The 18,374-nt window shown below is 72.6% G+C and carries 17 protein-coding genes and 1 riboswitch; of the genes, 6 read left to right on the top strand and 11 right to left on the bottom strand.

The genetic code is table 11. The features are described from left to right. Positions 1–9: 9 nt before the first annotated feature. Genes ABZ915_RS20955 through ABZ915_RS20945 form a run of 3 tightly spaced genes read right to left on the bottom strand, consistent with a single transcriptional unit; the run spans position 10 to position 2,638 of the window. The gene (locus ABZ915_RS20955) at positions 10–1,389 is read right to left on the bottom strand and encodes a bifunctional 3,4-dihydroxy-2-butanone-4-phosphate synthase/GTP cyclohydrolase II (protein WP_361804929.1); all 1,380 of its coding nucleotides are present in this window, start codon (positions 1,387–1,389) and stop codon (positions 10–12) included. Then, on the bottom strand, positions 1,386–2,036 hold the full coding sequence (pnuC, locus tag ABZ915_RS20950) for a nicotinamide riboside transporter PnuC (protein ID WP_361804926.1): 651 nt from the start codon (positions 2,034–2,036) through the stop codon (positions 1,386–1,388). The genes ABZ915_RS20955 and pnuC overlap by 4 nt, the downstream gene beginning before the upstream one ends. Next, positions 2,033–2,638, bottom strand: a complete 606-nt coding sequence (locus ABZ915_RS20945) for a riboflavin synthase (protein ID WP_361804923.1) — start codon at positions 2,636–2,638, stop codon at positions 2,033–2,035. Before ABZ915_RS20945 ends, pnuC begins: the two co-directional genes overlap by 4 nt. Positions 2,639–2,793: 155 nt before the next feature. Next, positions 2,794–2,924, bottom strand: a riboswitch (FMN riboswitch). 201 nt (positions 2,925–3,125) lie between these two features. Here ABZ915_RS20945 and ABZ915_RS20940 point away from each other — a divergent pair. Beyond that, on the top strand, positions 3,126–4,013 hold the full coding sequence (locus ABZ915_RS20940; protein ID WP_361804920.1) for an RNA polymerase sigma-70 factor: 888 nt from the start codon (positions 3,126–3,128) through the stop codon (positions 4,011–4,013). A gap of 105 nt (positions 4,014–4,118) precedes the next feature. Beyond that, a complete protein-coding gene (locus ABZ915_RS20935) occupies positions 4,119–4,874 on the top strand; it encodes an NAD(P)H-binding protein (RefSeq protein WP_361804917.1) in 756 nt (251 codons plus the stop codon). Positions 4,875–4,938: 64 nt separating this feature from the next. Here ABZ915_RS20935 and ABZ915_RS20930 read toward each other — a convergent pair whose 3' ends face one another. Then, the gene (locus ABZ915_RS20930; RefSeq protein ID WP_361804914.1) at positions 4,939–6,147 is read right to left on the bottom strand and encodes an ROK family transcriptional regulator; all 1,209 of its coding nucleotides are present in this window, start codon (positions 6,145–6,147) and stop codon (positions 4,939–4,941) included. 126 nt (positions 6,148–6,273) lie between these two features. Here ABZ915_RS20930 and ABZ915_RS20925 point away from each other — a divergent pair, with 126 nt between their 5' ends. Further along, positions 6,274–7,503: an MFS transporter gene (locus ABZ915_RS20925; RefSeq protein ID WP_361804911.1), complete on the top strand. Its 1,230-nt coding sequence runs from the start codon at positions 6,274–6,276 to the stop codon at positions 7,501–7,503. Here the strand turns inward: ABZ915_RS20925 and ABZ915_RS20920 are convergent. Together ABZ915_RS20920 and ABZ915_RS20915 are read right to left on the bottom strand one after the other, a co-directional pair. Beyond that, complete coding sequence (locus ABZ915_RS20920; protein ID WP_361804908.1) at positions 7,463–7,921, bottom strand: acyl-CoA thioesterase; 459 nt, start codon at positions 7,919–7,921, stop codon at positions 7,463–7,465. The genes ABZ915_RS20925 and ABZ915_RS20920 overlap by 41 nt on opposite strands. A gap of 75 nt (positions 7,922–7,996) precedes the next feature. Then, complete coding sequence (locus ABZ915_RS20915; RefSeq protein ID WP_361804905.1) at positions 7,997–9,262, bottom strand: alginate lyase family protein; 1,266 nt, start codon at positions 9,260–9,262, stop codon at positions 7,997–7,999. A gap of 123 nt (positions 9,263–9,385) precedes the next feature. Here ABZ915_RS20915 and ABZ915_RS20910 point away from each other — a divergent pair, with 123 nt between their 5' ends. From ABZ915_RS20910 to ABZ915_RS20900, 3 genes are all read left to right on the top strand, one after another. Then, entirely contained in the window at positions 9,386–10,786 is a 1,401-nt protein-coding gene (locus ABZ915_RS20910; RefSeq protein ID WP_361804902.1) for a solute carrier family 23 protein, read from the top strand. 142 nt (positions 10,787–10,928) lie between these two features. Continuing rightward, complete coding sequence (locus tag ABZ915_RS20905; RefSeq protein ID WP_361804899.1) at positions 10,929–11,615, top strand: DUF5995 family protein; 687 nt, start codon at positions 10,929–10,931, stop codon at positions 11,613–11,615. A 26-nt stretch (positions 11,616–11,641) separates the two neighbouring features. Beyond that, positions 11,642–12,571: an LLM class F420-dependent oxidoreductase gene (locus ABZ915_RS20900; RefSeq protein ID WP_361804896.1), complete on the top strand. Its 930-nt coding sequence runs from the start codon at positions 11,642–11,644 to the stop codon at positions 12,569–12,571. 7 nt (positions 12,572–12,578) lie between these two features. Here ABZ915_RS20900 and ABZ915_RS20895 read toward each other — a convergent pair whose 3' ends face one another. The 5 genes from ABZ915_RS20895 to ABZ915_RS20875 all read right to left on the bottom strand — a co-directional run bounded on the left by ABZ915_RS20895 (position 12,579) and on the right by ABZ915_RS20875 (position 18,369). Continuing rightward, positions 12,579–14,291: an NAD(P)/FAD-dependent oxidoreductase gene (locus ABZ915_RS20895; protein ID WP_361804893.1), complete on the bottom strand. Its 1,713-nt coding sequence runs from the start codon at positions 14,289–14,291 to the stop codon at positions 12,579–12,581. A 61-nt stretch (positions 14,292–14,352) separates the two neighbouring features. Next, on the bottom strand, positions 14,353–15,141 hold the full coding sequence (locus ABZ915_RS20890) for a carbon-nitrogen hydrolase family protein (RefSeq protein ID WP_361804890.1): 789 nt from the start codon (positions 15,139–15,141) through the stop codon (positions 14,353–14,355). Positions 15,142–15,305: 164 nt separating this feature from the next. Continuing rightward, positions 15,306–15,686, bottom strand: a complete 381-nt coding sequence (locus tag ABZ915_RS20885) for a DUF742 domain-containing protein (protein ID WP_361804887.1) — start codon at positions 15,684–15,686, stop codon at positions 15,306–15,308. A 6-nt stretch (positions 15,687–15,692) separates the two neighbouring features. After that, positions 15,693–16,154 (bottom strand): roadblock/LC7 domain-containing protein, encoded by a 462-nt coding sequence (locus ABZ915_RS20880; protein WP_361804884.1) that lies wholly within the window; start codon positions 16,152–16,154, stop codon positions 15,693–15,695. Continuing rightward, positions 16,135–18,369, bottom strand: coding sequence for a nitrate- and nitrite sensing domain-containing protein (locus ABZ915_RS20875; RefSeq protein WP_361804881.1), 2,235 nt, complete (start codon positions 18,367–18,369; stop codon positions 16,135–16,137). The genes ABZ915_RS20880 and ABZ915_RS20875 overlap by 20 nt, the downstream gene beginning before the upstream one ends. Positions 18,370–18,374 lie beyond the last annotated feature (5 nt).

The following is an 18,374-nucleotide window of genomic DNA, read 5'->3' as shown; positions in this document are numbered from 1 at the left end:
TGCTTTCTCTTACTGGTTGCCGCAGGTGGCCGCGGCCACGGATGCTGTCGCTGCCGCGGAGGCCGGCACGGCGGGCGTGTCCAGCCAGGGCAGGTCGTGTCCCATCCGGTCCCGCTTGGTGCGCAGGTACCGGAGGTTGTGTTCGCCCGCCTGTACGGGCATCGGCTCGCGGCCGGTGACCTTGAGGCCGTGGCGCAGCAGCGCCTCGGTCTTCTCGGGGTTGTTGGTCATCAGGCGCAGGCTGCGGACGCCGAGGTCCGTCAGGATCTGCGCGCCGGCGCCGTAGTCGCGGGCGTCGGCGGGCAGGCCGAGTTCGAGGTTGGCGTCGAGGGTGTCGTGCCCCTGCTCCTGGAGCTCGTACGCGCGCAGCTTGGACAGCAGACCGATACCGCGGCCCTCGTGTCCGCGCAGGTAGACCACGACTCCGCGGCCCTCGGCCTGGATCCGCTCGAGCGAGGCGTCCAGCTGGGGACCGCAGTCGCAGCGCAGGGAGCCGAACACGTCGCCGGTGAGGCATTCGGAGTGGATCCGGACCAGGACGTCCTCGCCGTCGCCGATGTCGCCGTGGACCAGGGCGACGTGCTCGACGCCGTCGACGGCGGAGCGGTAGCCGTACGCGGTGAAGGTGCCGTGGGCGGTGGGCAGCCGGGTCTCGGCCTCGCGCCGGACGGTGGGCTCGGAGGCACGGCGGTAGGTGATCAGGTCCTCGATGGAGATGATCGTCAGGCCGTGCTTGCGGGCGAACGGGATCAGCTCGGGCAGCCGGAGCATACGGCCGTCCTCGCCGGCGATCTCGACGATGGCGCCGGCCGGGCGGAGCCCCGCGAGCCGGGCGAGGTCGACGGCGGCCTCGGTGTGGCCGTCGCGGACCAGGACGCCGCCGGGCCTGGCGCGCAGCGGGAAGACGTGGCCGGGGCGGACGAAGTCGGTGGGTCCGGCGTCGCCGCTCGCCAGCAGCTGGAGCGTGGTCGCCCGGTCGGAGGCGGAGATGCCGGTGGTCACGCCGTGCGCGGCGGAGGCGTCCACGGAGACGGTGAACGCCGTCTTCATCGACTCGGTGTTGTCCTCGACCATCTGGGGGAGCTTCAGCCGGTCCAGCTCCTCGCCCTCCATGGGGGCGCAGATCAGTCCGCGGCACTCGCTCATCATGAAGGCGACGATCTCGGGCGTCGCCTTCTCGGCGGCGATGACGAGGTCGCCCTCGTTCTCCCGGTCCTCGTCGTCGACGACCACGACCGGACGCCCGGCCGCGATGTCGGCGATGGCCTGTTCGACGGGGTCGAGCGCGAAGTCCTCGAAGCCGTCCGTGCTGTACAGGATCGGTGGGATCGAAGGGGCGGCGCGAAGCGCCTCGGTCAGGGTGGTGGCGGGCGACGGGTGGGCGGTCATGCGGGTGCTCCTTCCAGAGCGGGCCGCGAGCCCTGGCGGGAGCGCAGCCACCAGTCGCGCATGCCCCACAGGACGAGCGCGCCGTAGATGACGTAGACGAAGCCGGAGAAGGCGTAGCCGTTGGCGAAGTTCAGGGGGACGCCGACGAGGTCCACGAGGAGCCAGGCGAACCAGAACTCGACCATGCCGCGCGCCTGGGCGTACATGGCGACGATGGTGCCGACGAAGATGTAGGCGTCCGGCCAGGGGTCCCAGGACAGGGACGGGTAGGCCTTGAAGAGCAGGGCGACGGCGACCGTGCCGACGGCGGCGGCGCCGAGCATGGTGGCGCGCTCGGGCCAGGTGGCGAAGCGCGGGACGATGTGGCCGTCGCCGCCGTCCTCGGCCCGGCCCTTGTTGCGGTTCCACTGCCACCAGCCGTACAGGGCGACCGCCATGACCACGGCCTGCTTGCCGGCGCTGCCGGTCAGGTGGCCGTAGAAGGCTCCGAAGAGGACGAGACCGGACAGGAACTGGACCGGCCAGGTCCACAGCGAGCGTCGCCAGCCGAGTGCCAGGGTGATCAGGCCGAGGATGTTGCCGATCATGTCCGACCAGAGGATGTGCTGGTCGAGGAGGGTGAACGCCTCGGAGTTCAGCCCGTTCACCGTCCGGCCCCCTGACCCGCCGCCAGCAGCCGCTCTACGTACTTGGCGACGATGTCGACCTCGAGGTTGACCGGGTCGCCGGGCTGCTTGAGGCCGAGCGTGGTCAGGGCGAGTGTGGTGGGGATGAGGCTGACGGTGAAGTAGTCCGGGCCGGCGTCCACGACGGTGAGGCTGATGCCGTCGACGGTGATGGAGCCCTTCTCCACGACGTAGCGCGAAAGGTCCGCGGGGAGCGAGATCTTGATGATCTCCCAGTTGTCGGAGGGCTTGCGCTCCAGGACCTGCCCGGTGCCGTCGACGTGCCCCTGCACGATGTGGCCGCCGAGGCGGGCACCCACCGCGGTGGGGCGTTCGAGGTTCACCCGGGAGCCGGCGGAGAGGGCGCCCAGGCTGGACCGGTCGAGGGTCTCGGCCATCACGTCGGCGGTGAACTCGTCGCCCTCGTGGTCGACGACGGTGAGACAGACTCCGTTGACGGCGATGGAGTCGCCGTGCTTCGCACCCTCGGTGACGACGGGGCCGCGCAGCCGGAAACGGGAGGCGTCGCCGAGGTTCTCGACGGCGGTGACCTCACCCAGCTCTTCGACGATTCCGGTGAACACTTCCCGGGTCCTCCTGCCTCATTCGGGCACGGACTCCGGGGCTGTCGATGACGACAGAATGAACGGTCGAGCACACCGGGAACGCCTACGCCGGACGGGACCCGCCCGTGACGGACGAGCCCAGACGGCGGCGCGCACACGTGCATGCCCGCCCGCCGCGCACTGCCTCCCATCCGGACTTTAACCGTCGGTCCAGGAATTTCACCTGGTCAACCGGCCGCTGGAAGCGACCGGGTCGCGGACTGTAACCGCCGGTTCGGACTTTCACCGACCCCGGAGTGCGCTGCTTCTGGTACAGGGCCAGTGTGCCACGCCCGACCGTCACCCATGCGGGTGATCGATGTGGAGTGGCTCACAGGCCCTCGGATCGCCTGATTGGTCCATACTATTGACGCTCTGGTCTAGTCCTTTTAGGGTGCGGTCGGGCCCGGCGGTGGTGACGACGGCCCTTGCCCGCCGCCGGGTCGCGCTCTGGCAGGGTGACCGTATGACCGCATCGTTCACCGACGTGTTCGAAGCCCACCGCCCGCGACTGTTCGGCCTGGCCTACCGGATGCTCGGCTCGGCCGAGGAGGCCGAGGACACGGTCCAGGACGCCTATCTGCGCTACAGCCGTGCCGACCGCGCGGACATCGGGCATCCGGCGGCCTGGCTGGCCAAGGTCGTCACCAATCTCTGCCTCACCAGGCTCACCTCGGCCCGGGCCCGTCGCGAGCAGTACGTCGGCCCCTGGCTGCCGGAGCCGGTGGCCACCTCCGACGGCACGCTGGGACCGATGGAGTCCGCGGAGCGGCGGGACGATCTGTCGATGGCGCTGATGGTCCTGCTGGAACGGCTGACACCGACCGAGCGGGCGGTGTACGTGCTGCGGGAGGCGTTCGGGTACGGGCACCGGGAGATCGCCGGCGTGCTGGATCTGACCGAGGCCAACTGCCGCCAGCTCTACCGGCGGGCGGCGCACCGGGTGGCGGTGCCGGAGGGCCGCTTCCAGCCCTCGCCCGAGCGGCGGGACGAACTGGTCACCTCGTTCGTCGCCGCGGCCCGCGACGGCGATCTGGCCGGGCTGGAGAAGCTGCTGGCGACCGATGTGACCTGGTGGAGCGACGGGGGCGGCAAGGTCACGGCCGCCCTGCGGCCGATCGAGGGGCGGGAGAAGGTCCTCCGCTTCCTGGCCGGCATCAGCCGGCGGTTCCCGGCGGGCACGGACTTCACGGTGGCCGAGGTCAACGGCGACAGCGCGCTGGCCGCGTGGGCGGGTGGCCTGCTGATCGGCACCGTCTCCTTCGAGTTCCGCGACGGGCTGATCACTCAGGTGCGGGCCGTGGTGAACCCGGACAAGCTGGACTTCGTGGGGCGTCAGCTGACGCGCTCGTGAAGAGAGCCGCCGCGGGCTGTCACATCGCACGGGGGTCGCGTGGTCTCAGCTGGTGAGGGGCGCCCCGTCCGGGGGCGTCCGGTGTCCGGAGGGACGGAAGACAGCATGACCACGATCCTGGTGACCGGCGGTACCGGAACCCTTGGCCGGCTCCTCACGGAGCGGCTGCGGGCGGACGGGCACGAGGTGCGGGTACTCAGCCGCCGCGCCCAGCCGTACGCCGTCGATCTGCGTGCGGGCGGCCCGGGACTGGACGCGGCCGTGGCGGGCGTCGACACCGTCGTGCACTGCGCGAGCACGCCGCGCGGGGGTGACGAGCGGGCGGCGGAGAACCTGATCGCGGCGGCCCGGCGGGCGGGGGTGGGCCATCTGGTCTACATCTCCATCGTGGGTGTCGACCGGGTGCCGCTCGGCTACTACAAGGCGAAGCTCGCCGTCGAGCGGCTGGTCGAGGAGTCGGGTCTGGGCTGGACCGTGCTGCGGACGACGCAGTTCCACGACCTGCTCCTGCAAGTGTTCGGGGCGCTGGCCAAGTCGCCCGTCCTGCTCCTCCCCTCCGGGGTGTCCGACCAGCCGATCGAGGTGGCGGAAGTCGCCGCGCGCCTGGCCGAGTTGGCGGCCGGGGCACCGGCGGGGCGGGTGTCCGACATGGGTGGCCCCGAAGTGCGCTCGTTCCATTCGCTGGCCCGCGCCTACCTGAGGGCGACGGGCCGGCGACGCCCCACCGTGCACCTCCCGCTCCCCGGCAAGACCTTCCACGCCTTCCGCGAGGGCGGCCACCTCACACCGCAGCGGGCGGTGGGCAAGGGCACGTTCGAGGAGTACCTGGGGCGGCGGTTCGGGGGCGGCTCGGCGGGCTAGGGCCGGCCTCCCGCGGCCGCGCCCGGGCGGGCTCGGCCCTGCCCGCCGGGCGGCGCCCGCCGGGCTACCGGCCCGGCGGTGCGAACAGTTCGTCCTGGGCGCGTTCACGGGCCGTCAGCAGGGCGCCGCGGAGCACCGCCGTGCCGCCCAGGCCGCTCGCCCGTACCTCGGTGGGCATGGGGGACATCCGGCCGATGTGTTCCGCCACGCGTGCGGCCAGCGCCTCGCCGCCGGCCTGGCCGACCTCGCCGCCGAGGACCACGCACCCCGGGTCCAGGACGGCCACGACGGAGGCGACGCCGAGGGCGATGCGGCCGGCAAGGGCGTCGAGGAACGGGCCCGCCGCCGAAGGCCCGTCCCGGCCCACGGCCTCCGCCGCCTCCCGTACCGCGAGAGCCGCGCCCGCCACCTCCTTGCCGGCCCCCGGCAGCCCGTGCTCCCCCGCCAGTTCGGCGACGGCCGCCGCCCCGACCAGGGAGTGGAAGCCGCCCGAGCAGTCGGTCGCCGAGGGCAGCACGGCCGTGCCCGGGACCGGCAGGAAGCCGATCTCGCCCGTGCCGCCGGAGGCGCCCCGGCGGAGGGTGCCGTCGAGGACGACGGCCGCGCCGGGGCTGTGGCCGAGCCAGAGCAGGACGAAGGTGTCCCGGTCCCGGGCGGCGCCCTCCCGCTGCTCGGCCAGCGCGGCGAGATTGGTCTCGTTCTCGACGCTGACGCGGGCGTCCGGGAAGCGCTCCTGGAGCGCGGCGACCAGGCTGCGGTGCCAGCCGGGCAGGCCCGCCGAGTCCCGCAGTTCACCCGTACCGGGGTCGATCAGACCGGGCGCGCCGATGCCGACGGTGTGCAGCCGGTCGGCCCCAGCCTCCTTCACCGCCCGCTCCACCAGCCCCACCGCCTGCTCCACGGCCTGCTCGTCCGCGGGTCCGGCCTGGGCGTCCCCGCCGATCGGCACGGAGGCCTCGGCGAGCACCCGGCCGAGCAGGTCGGACACCAGCACGGAGACGCTCTCGGTGCGGACGTCGAGCGCCGCCAGGTGGGCCCGGTCGGCGACGATGCCGTACAGCCGGGCGTTCGGGCCCCGGCGCTGTTCACCCGACTCCCCGACCACCGTGATCAGGCCGGAGGCCGTGAGGCGTTCGACGAGGTCGGCGACCGTCGGCCGGGACAGTCCGGTCAGCTGCTTCAACTGCCCCGCCGTCAGCGGGCCTTCCTGCTGAAGCAGCCGCAGGGCGAGCCGGTCGTTGATGGCCCGTGCGGTGCTCGGTGATGCGGGCATGACCGGAATCCTCCCAGATCCGCGGGACCGGACGGCGTGGAAGGCCGCTATCTATCAGGCAGGGACCCTGATAGTTTACGGCGGTGCAATGGAGGGGTGTGCGCCCGACCGGGGAGGGACCGGAACATGAGTGACGTGACCAGCGCTGTCACCGAGCAGGAGGACCGGCGAACGGTCAGGCGCGCCCGGTACGCCGTGGCGGCCGTCTTCGCCGTGCACGGCGCCGTCACCGGCACCTTCGCGACCCGCGTGCCATGGATCCAGGACCACACCTCGCTGGGCACGGGACAGCTCGGGTTCGCACTCGCCTTCACGGCGTTCGGTGCCTCCTGCTCGATGCCGCTGGCCGGCCGGATCAGCCACCGCTTCGGCAGCCGTACGGCCCTGCGCGGCCTGATCGCGCTGTGGACGCTGGCCCTGGTCCTGCCGTCCCTCGCGCCGAACCTGTACACGCTGTGCCTGGCGATGTTCGTCTACGGCGCGACCGCCGGCATGGCCGACGTCGCGATGAACGCCCTCGGCGTCGAGGTGGAGCGCCTGCTGGGCAGGTCGATCATGTCCGGGCTGCACGGCATGTGGAGTGCGGGCGCCCTGATCGGTTCGGCCGCCGGCACGCTCGCCGCACACCTCGGCTCGGACGCCCGTCTGCACTTCGCGCTCGCGGCGGCCACGCTCACCCTGCTCGGCGTGCTGTCGTGCGGCTGGGTGCTGGACGTACAGCCCGCCGAGGACGAGGAGCCCCCGCCGAGGTTCGCGCTGCCGCCCAGGTCGGCACTGCTGATCGGCGCGGTGGGCTTCTGCGCGGTGTTCGCGGAGGGCGCGAGCCTCGACTGGTCGGCGGTCTTCCTGCGCGACCGGCTGGACAGCTCGGCCGGTCTGGCGGCGGCCTCGACGACCGGGTTCATGCTGACCATGGCGGTGGCCCGGATCGCCGGGGACGCGGTGGTGAACCGCTTCGGGGCGGTCCGCACGGTCCGCGCCGGTGGCGTCCTCGCCGTCCTCGGCGGCCTGCTGATCGTCGTCGCGGGGCATCCGGCGGTGGCGATGACCGGGTTCGCGCTGATGGGGCTCGGGATAGCGGTCGTCGTCCCGCTGTGCTTCGCCGCGGCCGGCCACAGCGGCCCGAACCCCAGCCAGGCGATCGCGGGCGTGGCGACCATCACGTACACATCGGGCCTGATCGCGCCCAGCCTGATCGGCGGGGTGGCGCAGGCGACCAGCCTGGTGGTGTCGTTCTGCCTGGTGACGGCGCTGGCCTGCGGCCTCACCGTCTTCGCGGGGGTGCTGGGCGGCGGCCGGCGCACCCCGCTGGAGGTCAGTGCGCGGGTCGCAGCAGTTCCCGACCGACAGCCCTGAAACCCTCGCTCCACGCGGTGGGGCGCAGCGTGGCCGCGTCCAGCCGGACCAGGACACGGGTGCCGTGCGCGTAGGTGACCGTCCCGTCGGCCGAGCAGAAGCGGAAGCCGTAGGTCAGTCCGGTGGTGCCGAGCCGCTCCAGCCAGAGGTGGACGGCGTAGGTGCCCGGGCTGGTCACCGGCGCCTCGTAGGTGATCCGCAGCTCCTTGACGGCGTTGCAGGCGTCCCCGGCGGCCGCCCAGTCCCCGTCGAAGCGGACGCCGTGGGCCTGCCACAGCTCGGTCCAGGCGCGCTCGGCCAGCAGCGGGTACCGGGCGTTGTGCAGCAGCCCGAGCGCGTCCAGGTCGTCGAGGTGGACGGTGACGGGGATCAGCCGGCCGTACGACAGGGCGGGGACGGGTGGGGCTTCGGCGGTCACGGGTGGGGCTCCTGAGTGTGGCTGGACGGGGTGACCCCATCCTAAGCGAGCGCTCAGCAGCCCCGTCCGGGGCGGTCAGCCCGCTATCGAGTCCAGCTGCTCGGCGGCGGGCCGCAGCGCCCAGAGGTCGCCGCCGGGCGGTGCCTGGAGCTCGGGCACGGCCTTCTGGGCCGCCTTGTCCCCGGCGTCGGCGGCTGCGTGCACGACGTCGCTCGCCGCGTACCGGTAAAACTCCAGTTCGGGGTGTGTCCAGGCGGCGGCCCCGGTGGCGGCGGGGAGGAGGTAGTCGACCGCCTTGACCAGGCCCTGCCCCTCGGGTCCCCGGTAGGTCCACAGATTCACGCCGACGTGGCGTCCGATGGCGGCGAGCCGGGTGTAGGCGACCAGGTCGAAGGTCGAGTAGTGCCAGCTCCGGGTGCGCGCGAGCTCCTGCGGCTGGCTGCCGTCGGCGGCGATCTGCGGGTCGATCCGCTTGGCGCGCGCGTCGAGGACGGTCCGGCGCGCCAGGGCCTTGTCGCCGGTCGCGTACGCGAGGGCGGCGAGCTGCATGTCGTAGAAGGTGCCGTGGTTGTTGGCGGCGGCCCCCTCCTGCGCGCCGAAGTCGCTGTTCTTCAGCCAGTCACGGAAGTCGACGTTCCACTTCCCCATGGCGGTCCGGTCCTTCGCACTCCAGCCGGGGGCGCCCGTGGCGAGGATCGCCTGCGCGTCGAGGACGCTGGTGTAGGACTGCGAGAAGTCGATGATGCCGATGGCCCGGCCGTCGTACTTGCACGGGATGAACTGGGCGTGGTTCAGGTTCGGGTTCATCCGGGTGGCCGGGTCGAGGAACCAGGTGCGCAGGATCTGCCCGGCCTTCTCGGCGTAGCTCCGCCTGCCGGTGTAGTACCAGGCGAGGGAGAGGTCGTACGTGGAGTCGAAGACCTTCTCGACGTCCTGCCGGTCCGTGCCGCTGTCGACCTCCGGGTTCCGCTGTCCGTCGCGCTGGACGTAGGGGCAGCCCCAGGGGTTGTCGGCGGTGGGGGCCGTGGTGGGCCACCAGTACGGGGCCTGGCTCAGATAGTCGTGGACGTCGCCGCCGGGCGCCGGCTTCGGCTTGTCGACGACCGTCCACGGCCCCTGGCCGAGCCAGGCGTCGGCGCGGGCGGTCAGGGCCTTGAGCGCCCGCCCGAGTCGTGGATCGCCATGGTCCAGGCGGGCGCGGGTCTGCTGGAGGCGCGCGCCGTCGAGGACCGCCGTTCGGGGTGTCCCGGGTGCCGCGTGGGCGACGGGTACGAGCACGGCGGTGAAGGTCGCCGCGGCCGCCAGCAGCACGGCCGCACGGGATCCGGATCTTCCACTCATCAAGGCACTCCGATCAGAAATATGAACGCAGTTCATGAGTAGGACCGTGCGAGCGTAGAACCGCCAGCTACCCGTGACAATGGTCCGGACCGACTTCACGTACTAGGAAAGCGAAGCCTCACCATGGACCTCGGCGTCCGCTGGAAGCTGCACGGAGACGGGCGCACACCCGTACCCGGAGCGGTCGTACGCCCCGACGAGCGGCTGTCCTGGCCGCGCACGGTGGGCCTCGGCGCCCAGCACGTGGTCGCGATGTTCGGGGCGTCCTTCGTCGCCCCCGTGCTGATGGGCCTCGACCCCAACCTGGCGATCATGATGTCCGGCGTCGCTACCGTGATCTTCCTGCTCGCCACGCGCGGCCGGGTGCCGAGCTATCTCGGCTGCTCGCTGTCCTTCGTGGGCGTGGCCGCGGTGATCCGGGCCCAGGGGGGCACGAGCGCGACCGTGACCGGCGCGGTCTTCGTCGTCGGCGTGGTGCTGTTCCTGGCGGGGCTTGCGGTGCAGCGCTTCGGGGCGCGGATCATCCACGTCACGATGCCGCCGATCGTCACCGGCGCGGTCGTCATGCTGATCGGCTTCAACCTCGCCCCGGTGACCGCCTCCACCTACTGGCCGCAGGACCAGTGGACCGCCCTGCTGGTGATGCTCTTCACCGGTCTGGCCGTCGTCGGTCTGCGCGGCTTCTGGTCCCGAGTCGCGATCTTCCTGGGCCTGGTCTTCGGCTACGGCTTCTCCTGGGCCTGCGACCGGCTCTTCGGCAAGATCCACTCGGTGGACGCGAGCGGCAAGGTCACCGACCACTGGCGCCTCGACCTCTCCGGGGTCGGCAGGGCCGACTGGGTCGGGCTGCCGTCGTTCCACGGCCCGTCCTTCCAGTGGTCGGCGATCCTCGTCGCCCTGCCGGTCGTCATCGCCCTGGTCGCGGAGAACGCCGGGCACGTCAAGGCGGTCGGCGAGATGACCGGCCATCGGCTGGACGACAAGCTGGGCACGGCGATCTCGGCCGACGGCGTCGCGTCGATGCTGTCCACCGCCGTGGGCGGCCCGCCGAACACCACGTACTCCGAGAACATCGGCGTGATGGCCGCGACCCGGGTCTACTCGACGGCCGCGTACTGGGCCGCCGCGGGCTTCGCGGTGCTCTTCGGTGTCTGCCCGAAGTTCGGCGCGGTCGTGGCCGCGATCCCGGGCGGTGTGCTCGGCGGCATCACCGTCATCCTGTACGGCATGATCGGCCTGCTCGGTGCCCAGATCTGGACCAATGCCGGGGTCGACCTGCGCAATCCGCTCAACCTCGTCCCGGCCGCCGCGGGCATCATCATCGGCGTCGGCAACGTGACCATGAAGTTCACCGACACCTTCTCGCTCAGCGGCATCGCCCTCGGCACGCTGGTCACCATCACCGGCTACCACGCCCTGCGCGTCTTCGCCCCCGCCCACCTCAAGCCGCAGGAGCCGCTGCTGGACGAGGGCACGTCGTCCTACGACGAGGAAACGGCGGCCCGCACCGAGCCGGAGTCCTGAGGAGCCCTGGCCGGACGCCGGGCGCGCAAGCCTGACAGGGGGATCCCTCCCGTCTCCCCCGGACGGGCCCGGGTTCCCCCGTTCCGGGGAAGCACCGGGCCCGTCGGCTCCGCCGCCGGCCGGGGGCTGGGACGCTTCCCCCATGGCGCAGTCGAAACACCTCACCCCCTCCGTCGAGGCCGTCGTCTCCCGTATGCGCGCTCTGGACGGCACCCTGCCCGCGGGCGACGGGATCGCGGTGTTCAACCGCGTCTATCTGGCCGTCACCGAGGAGGTCGAACGACGCCTGCACGCCGGGGCGTTCGCGGACGCGCGGGCGGCGACCGCGCTGGACGTGCGGTTCGCCGAGCGGTATCTGGCCGCGGTCGACGCGGTGGCGGACGACCACCGTCCGCCGGCCTGCTGGCGGCCACTGTTCCAGCTCCGCCGCCACCCCGGCGTACGACCGCTTCAGTTCGCCCTCGCGGGCATCAACGCGCACATCGGGCACGACCTGGCGCTGGCCGTCGTGGACACCTGCCGTGCCCTCGGCTGCGAACCGGCCGACCTGGAGGACGAGTTCGACCGCGTCGGAGACCTCCTCGTGGCGCTGGAGGAGCGCATCCGCGAGGATCTGATGCCGGGCCCCGACCTGCTCCAGATCGCCGACCCGCTCACCCATCTGCTGGGCGCCTGGAGCCTGGAGCGCGCCCGGGAGGCCACCTGGTCGACCGCGCGGGCACTGTGGGCGCTACGCCGGTTCGAGGACCTGGCCGAGGAGTTCACCGACCGCCTGGACGCGGCCGTCGGCTTCGCCGGCCGCATGCTGCTCACGCCGCTCGCGGACTGACACCGGCCGGAAGGAACACACGGCACATGGCGACCCGGCTCGGCCTCGGCCTTCCGCAGAACCGGCAGTACGACCTCGGCAGGGACGTGCCCGATGTGGCACGCACCGCCGAGCGCATCGGGTACGACAGCCTGTGGGTGTACGAACGGGCGCTGTTCGCGGAACCCGCCACCCAGGGCCTGTACGACATCCCCGGCCTCGCCTGGCCCGACGACTACCGGGGCGTGGCCGAACCACTGGTCACCCTCACCCTCGCGGCGGCGGCCACCGAACGGGTCCGGCTGGGCACCAGCGTGCTGGTCGCGCCGCTGCGCATGCCCTTCCAGCTGGCCAGGACCCTCGCCTCCCTGGACGCGGCCAGCGGCGGCAGGGTCGTCGCGGGCCTCGGCACCGGCTGGTCCCTGGACGAGTACGCGGCCTGTGCCGTCCGGCCCTTCGAGCAGCGCGGCCGGGTCCTGGACGAGGTGATCGACGTGTGCCGGGCGGTCTGGGGCCCGGACCCGGTCCACTACGAGGGCGACATCACGAAGATCGCCTCGGCCGTGATCGGCCCCAAGCCCGCCCGGCCGATCCCGATCCTGCTGCCCGCGAGCAGCCGGAAGGCACGACGCCGCCTGGTCGACCGCGCCGACGGCTGGATGCCGGTGGGGACGGGCGTCCGGCGTACCGCCGCGCAGTGGGACGAACTGCGGGATCTGGCGGCCGAGCGCGGCCGGAAGGAGCCGATCCAGACGGTCCTCAGGGTCAACGCGGTGTACACGCCCGAGCCGTACGACGGTGACGACCGCCGCCCCTTCCGGGGCAGCACCGACCAGATCGTCGAGGATCTCCGCGCGCACGCCGCGATCGGACTGGACGAGATCCTGATCGACCTCCAGATCACCCCGCGGGACGCCCAGGAGCTCAAGGACGTCGCCGCGGAGGTCTACGCGAAGGCGCGCGCGGCCGGGGTGTGAACGCCGGTCAGTCCTCGGGGAGTTCGACCGGGGCGATCTCGTCGTAGACGTCGCCGGGACCGGGGTTGCCGGGGTCGGTGGCACCGCCGAGGTGGTGCATGACGCCCCACACCGCGTTCAGCGCGGTCTGGATGGCGCCCTCGGCCCAGCCGGCCGTCCAGGAGATGTCGTCGCCGGCGAGGAAGACGCCCCGCTTGTCCTCGGGCAGCTCGTCCTGCATGAAGTGGGTGAACAGACGGCGCTGGTAACGGTAGTGGCCGGGCAGGTTGGCCTTGAACGCGCCCATGAAGTAGGGCTCGTTCTCCCAGGAGACGGTCACCGGGTTGCCGATGATGTGCTTCCGGATGTCGACCTTCGGGTAGATCTCGCCGAGCGACTTCAGCATGACCTCCATCCGCTCGTTCGCGGACAGCGGCAGCCACTTCAGGCTGTCGTCGCACCAGGTGTAGGAGAGACAGATGACGGCGGGCTTGTCCGGGCCGTCGTCGAGGAGGTAGGTGCCGCGGGTCATGCGGTCGGTGAGCGTCATCGACATGACGTCCCGGCCGGTCGGATTTCCCCTGTCGTCGACGGCCTTGTCCAGCCAGAACGGCCGGTCCACCGGCACGAACAGCTTCGAGGACTCCATGTAGTGGGTGCGCTCGATCGCGGTCCAGTGGTCGATCGGGAACAGCGAGTCGTCGCAGGCGATCTTCGACAGCAGCATCCAGGACTGCGCGGTGAAGACCGCCGCCCTGTACGTGCGGATGTCACCGTTCGCGTCCGTCACGGTGATCTGGTTGCCCGCGGTGCGGTGCAGCCGGGTCACGGCCGGGCGGGGCTCGCCGTCCACGTGCAGGGACGCCAGCGAGGTGCCGTACGGCCAGTGGACGATCTTCTCCGGCTCGCGCCGCCACAGCCGCAGCGGCAGCTGCTGGGAGCCGCCGACGATGCCGCGGTGGTGGTCGTCCGCCTCGGTGTAGACGACCCGCAGGATCTCCAGGATGGAGTTGGGGAAGTCGGTGTCCCAGCCGCCGGTGCCGAAGCCCACCTGGCCGAAGATCTCGCGGTGGCGGAAGGACTTGAAGGCCTCGGAGTCGCAGAGGAAGCCGTAGAAGGTCTGGTTGTCGAGCTTCTCGACGAGCTTCGCCCAGATCTCGCGGATGCGCGGGACGTCCCGCTCGCGCAGGGCGCGGTTCATGTCGGAGAAGTCGGCGCCCTCTTCGAGGCACTTGCTCCAGGCGGCGGCGACATCGCGGTAGACCTGCGGCAGGTCGTCGATCGTCTCGGCGTAGTGCGACTCGCCCTTGAGGTCGACGACGGTCGAAGGCGTCGTCTCGGCGAGGGGGTTGGGGAAGGGCCGGGTCTCCAGGCCCACCAGGTCGATGTAGTGCTGGAGGGCGGTGGAGGACGGCGGGAAGCGCATCGCGCCCATCTCGGCGGTCAGCGAAGGGTCACAGCCCTCGAAGCCCACCGTCCGCAGCCGGCCGCCGAGCTGGTCGGCCTCGTAGACGACCGGCTTGAGGCCCATCTTCATCAGCTCGTAGGCGGCCACGATGCCGGACAGCCCGCCGCCGATGACCGCCACCTCGGCGCCGTGCTCGGTCGCCGGGATCTGGCCGAGGCCCGCCGGGTGGGCGAGGAAGTCGTCATAGGCGTAGGGGAAGTCCGGACCGAACATGGTGATCGGCGGCTGCTGCGCGTCTGTGTGCTCGACGGCGTTGGGCACCGTGGACGTCATGGGGTACGGACTCCTTGCGCGAGAGGTGAAACAGGGGGAGGGCTCAGGGCTTTTCGGCGGCTCAGACGAGGGACCCGTACAGACCGGGGCGCCGGTCCTTCAGATACGGGTTCGCCTCACGGGAGGCGGCCAGGAAGGCGGGGTCGACATCGGCGACCACCAGCTCCTCGCCGCGGCCGGCACGGGTGCGGGCGATGCCGTCGGGGCCCGCGAGGGCGGAGAGGCCGAAGAACTCGAACTCGCCCTCCGCGCCGACCCGGTTGACGTACGCCACGTACATCTGGTTCTCCCAGGCACGCACCGGCACCATGGCCTCGGCGACGAACTGGAACGGGTGCATGTTCGCCGTCGGCACCACGAGCAGGTCGGTGCCGGCCAGGGCGTGGGCGCGCGCGTTCTCCGGGAACTCGACGTCGTAGCAGATCATGATGCCGACGGTCAGGCCGCCCAGCCGGGCCTGGACGAGCGACTGCTCGCCCGGGGTGAAGTGGTCGCGCTCGGAGCAGCCGAAGAGGTGCGTCTTGCGGTAGTTCGCGAGGCGGGTGCCGTCGGCGGAGATCAACTGCGCGGAGTTGTAGACCGTGTCGCCGTCCCGCTCGGGGTAGCCGTAGGTGATCGCCAGGCCGTGCCGGGTGGCCAGCCCCGCGATCGCGTCCGCCGCCGCGCCGTCGGCGGGCTCGGCGAGGCCGCCGATGGCGTCGCCGATCGCGTACCCGGTGAGGAACATCTCCGGCGCGACCAGCAGCTCGGCACCCGCGGCGGCGGCACGGCCCGCGGCCGCGTCGAGGACCTCGAGGTTCTCGGCGGGGAAGCCGGGGCGGCCGGAGCTCTGGAGCAGGGCGGTGCGCATGCGTGGTCCTCACCGGGGCGGAGGGGGTCCTGGGGTCACTTAGACGGTACGGTCGCCGGACTCGGCCGGACAAGAAGAAGCCGTTGCGCGCCGGTGAGCGGTTCGTTGCGCGCAGCACGGGCCGGGCGGCGATTCGTTGCGCGCGGCGACGGTCCCCGGGGCGGCTACAGCTCGCGCAGCCGCTCGACGATCTCCCGGAGCAGTCCGGGGTCGGCGGCCGGGCCCGTCGCGGAGAGGCGGCGCGGCTCGTCGATGCGCACCAGTCCCGCCTCGGCCAGGTCGCCGAGGAGCACCCGGACGACGGTCAGGGGCAGGTCGGCGTCCGCGGCCAGTTCGACGACCGGGCGCGGGCCGCGGCGCACCAGGTCGAGCAGGGCGGTGCGGGCGTGGTCGACGCCTGGCTGCGCGACGTCCGCGGGCACGGCGGTGACCTGGGACATCAGGTCGATGGCATGCCGGTCCGAGGGGCGGGTGCGGCCCCGGGTCACGGTGTAGGGGCGCACCATCGGCCCGGTCTCGTCCTCGTACCAGTGCTCGTCGGCCACCGTGGATCAGGGGGCCGGCCGTGCTGCCGCGTCCAGGTGGCGGCCGAGGCGGCGGACCAGCAGCGCCATCTCGTGGGCGAGCTGTCCGACGTCGCTCTGTGCCTCGCTGAGCACGGCGAGGCGGCTGCCGTGCCCTGCCGGGGTGATGAAGAGGTAGGCGTCGTCGAGCATCACCATGGTCTGCCGCACCTCACCCGCAGCGAACCGCTCCCCCGCCGAACGGGCCAGGCCGTGGAAGCCGGAGCAGACGGCGGCCAGGTGTTCGATGTCCCGTCTGCGCATCCCCTCCGAGCAGCTCAGCGGCAGCCCGTCGGCGGTGAGCAGCACGGCCTGCCGTACGTGCTCGGTCCGGGCCACGAGGTCGTCGAGCAGCCAGCCGAGGTCCGTGCCGGGCGCTTCGCCGGGGACCGGGCCGGGAGGCTCGGGGTTGTGCTGGTCACTGTGCTGGTCACCGTGCATCGTCGGCATGCGTCCCTTCATCGGGGTCGGTGGCCGCGGGCAGTCCCCTGCGGCCTCGGTCCAGGCCTCGCTGGAAGGCGCCGAAGACGGCCCGCATCTCTTCGGCGTCGGCCTCCCGCGGCGGGGGAGCGTCCCGGGGCGGGGCGGCCTCGCGCAGGGGGGCGGCCAGGGAAGCCTGGCGGACGCGGGTGGGGAGGGCGGGAGTGTGCGGGGTGGGAGTGTGCGGGGTGGCGCCGCCGGGGTCCGGTCCGTCCGGGCTCGCGGCCGGCCTCCGCGCCTCCGCCCCCGCCTCGGCCTCCGGTTCCGTTCCCGGTTCCGCCTCGGCCAGCACCCCCGGCGGCAACCGGACCACGGCCGTCGTCCCGCCGTACGGCGAGTCCCGCAGCGTGACCTCGATGCCGTGCCGGGCCGCGAGGCGTCCCACGACGTACAGGCCGAGCCGGTCGTGCCGGGTCGGGTCGAAGGCGTCGGGGTCGGTGAGGGTGCGGTGGGCCGCGTCACGCCGGTCCGGGTCGAGGCCGAGGCCCCGGTCGTCGATCTCCAGGACGAAGCCGCCCCGCGCCCGGCCGGTGCGCATCGTCACCAGGGTGTGCGGCGGGGAGAACACCGTGGCGTTCTCCAGCAGCTCGGCCAGCAGATGGACGACGTCGGCCACGGCGTCCGCCGCCACGCCGGTCCCGGGCATCGGCGGGACCACGACCCGGGCGTAGTCCTCGATCTCGCCCACCGCCGACGACACGACGTCCGCGACGGGCACGGGCCGCCGCCAGCGGCGGCCGGGTGCCGCTCCGGAGAGGATGATCAGGCTCTCCGCGTGCCGGCGCATACGGGTGGTGAGGTGGTCGATGCGGAACAGCTCGCGCAGGATGTCGGGGTCCTCGGTGCGCCGCTCCAGCGTGTCGACGAGCTTCAGCTGCCGGTGCACGAGCGCCTGGCTGCGGCGCGCGATGTTGAGCAGCACCGCGGACAGCCCGCGCCGCAGGGCGGCCTGCTCGACGGCGGCCTCGACGGCCGCCAGGCGCGCGGTGTTGAACGACCGGCCGACCTGGCCGATCTCGTCGCCGCGTATCTCGCCGGCGGCCAGCGGCGGCGCTTCCGTCACCGCGTCGACCTCCTCGCCCGCACTCAACCGCCGTATGACGTCGGGCAGTTGCCGGGTGGTCAGCAGATCGGCGGCGTCACGCAGTGTCTCCAGCCGGCGTGAGACGCGCCGGGCCCCGCGCACCGCGAACCACAGCGACAGTCCCACTGCGGCCAGGCCGGCCAGTCCGACCACCGCCGCCCTGGCCAGCTCCCGGTAGGCGAAGGCCCGCCCGCGCGCGGCGGAGTTCTCGGCCGAGCGGGTGCACAGGAGCATGTACCGCTTGACCGCCCGGTCGGTGGTGGTGCGCCAGGTGCCGGCGGCGACCGCCTTTCCGGCGTGCGCGGCGTCCGCCCGCAGCAGCGCGTCCTCGCCGTGCACCAGCTCCCGGTACAGATCGCCGCGCTGGAACTCCTCGAACAGCGCCCGGGAGTCGGACGGCAGGTCCGGCACGTACGTCCGCTCGAAGACGCGCCGGTCCTCGATGGTCGCCGTGAGCGTGTCGTACTGCCGGTCGGTCAGGGTTCCGGCCGCGCGGGCCCCGGCGACCAGGGCGTCCTCGCGCGAGACGAACTCCCGCACCCGCACCAGCTCGATGACGACCTGCGCCTCCCGGGCCGGCCGGCCGGCCTGGAGCGCGGTGAGCGTGGACTGGACGTCGAAGCCGGGTTCCACGAGGGCGTCGTACCCGGCGACCGCCCGGTCCCAGGAGACCGAGCGGGACAGCACCCGCTCGCGCAGCTTCTCCAGCCCGTCGGTGGCGTGCGCCATCGCGTCGAGGACCTGCCGCTGCCGGTCGGTGAGCCGGTCCCGGTCACCGCCGCGGATCGCCTCGCGCATGGCGTCCACCGCGCGGTCGGTGCGGCGCTGCTGGGCCAGCAGATCCGCGGCGGCGGCCGTGTCGCCGCCCCCGCCCAGGTACGCGGCCGACAGCCGCCGCTCGATCTGGATCTGGCCGACGGCCGTGTCCACGGGGGTGCCGAAATCCTCGTACACCCCCTGGAGCCGGATCAGGGCGCGCAGGTCGCCGGTGACCGACACCATGGCGAAGCTCCACAGGGTCATCAACGCGAGGACCGGCGCGAGCGCGAGCGACACGATCCGGGCGCGGACGGTGGAGGGACGGCCCAGGGGCCAGCGCATGGTTA

The sequence above is a fragment of the Streptomyces sp. NPDC046915 genome, assembly GCF_040644935.1.
Lineage (GTDB): Bacteria > Actinomycetota > Actinomycetes > Streptomycetales > Streptomycetaceae > Streptomyces.
Note: the sequence above shows the minus strand (reverse complement) of the source record. Positions and strands in the feature narration are given on the sequence as shown.

What these genes read in the sequence shown, in the direction of transcription:
- ABZ915_RS20880 (WP_361804884.1), bottom strand. Translation starts at nt 16,154, where the DNA reads ATGCCGACGATGCACGGTGACCAGCACAGTGACCAGCACAACCCCGAG.
- ABZ915_RS20890 (WP_361804890.1), bottom strand. Translation starts at nt 15,141, where the DNA reads ATGCGCACCGCCCTGCTCCAGAGCTCCGGCCGCCCCGGCTTCCCCGCC.
- ABZ915_RS20900 (WP_361804896.1), top strand. Translation starts at nt 11,642, where the DNA reads ATGGCGACCCGGCTCGGCCTCGGCCTTCCGCAGAACCGGCAGTACGAC.
- ABZ915_RS20875 (WP_361804881.1), bottom strand. Translation starts at nt 18,369, where the DNA reads ATGCGCTGGCCCCTGGGCCGTCCCTCCACCGTCCGCGCCCGGATCGTG.
- ABZ915_RS20905 (WP_361804899.1), top strand. Translation starts at nt 10,929, where the DNA reads ATGGCGCAGTCGAAACACCTCACCCCCTCCGTCGAGGCCGTCGTCTCC.
- ABZ915_RS20935 (WP_361804917.1), top strand. Translation starts at nt 4,119, where the DNA reads ATGACCACGATCCTGGTGACCGGCGGTACCGGAACCCTTGGCCGGCTC.
- ABZ915_RS20910 (WP_361804902.1), top strand. Translation starts at nt 9,386, where the DNA reads ATGGACCTCGGCGTCCGCTGGAAGCTGCACGGAGACGGGCGCACACCC.
- ABZ915_RS20895 (WP_361804893.1), bottom strand. Translation starts at nt 14,291, where the DNA reads ATGACGTCCACGGTGCCCAACGCCGTCGAGCACACAGACGCGCAGCAG.
- ABZ915_RS20940 (WP_361804920.1), top strand. Translation starts at nt 3,126, where the DNA reads ATGACCGCATCGTTCACCGACGTGTTCGAAGCCCACCGCCCGCGACTG.
- ABZ915_RS20955 (WP_361804929.1), bottom strand. Translation starts at nt 1,389, where the DNA reads ATGACCGCCCACCCGTCGCCCGCCACCACCCTGACCGAGGCGCTTCGC.
- ABZ915_RS20930 (WP_361804914.1), bottom strand. Translation starts at nt 6,147, where the DNA reads ATGCCCGCATCACCGAGCACCGCACGGGCCATCAACGACCGGCTCGCC.
- ABZ915_RS20925 (WP_361804911.1), top strand. Translation starts at nt 6,274, where the DNA reads ATGAGTGACGTGACCAGCGCTGTCACCGAGCAGGAGGACCGGCGAACG.
- ABZ915_RS20915 (WP_361804905.1), bottom strand. Translation starts at nt 9,262, where the DNA reads ATGAGTGGAAGATCCGGATCCCGTGCGGCCGTGCTGCTGGCGGCCGCG.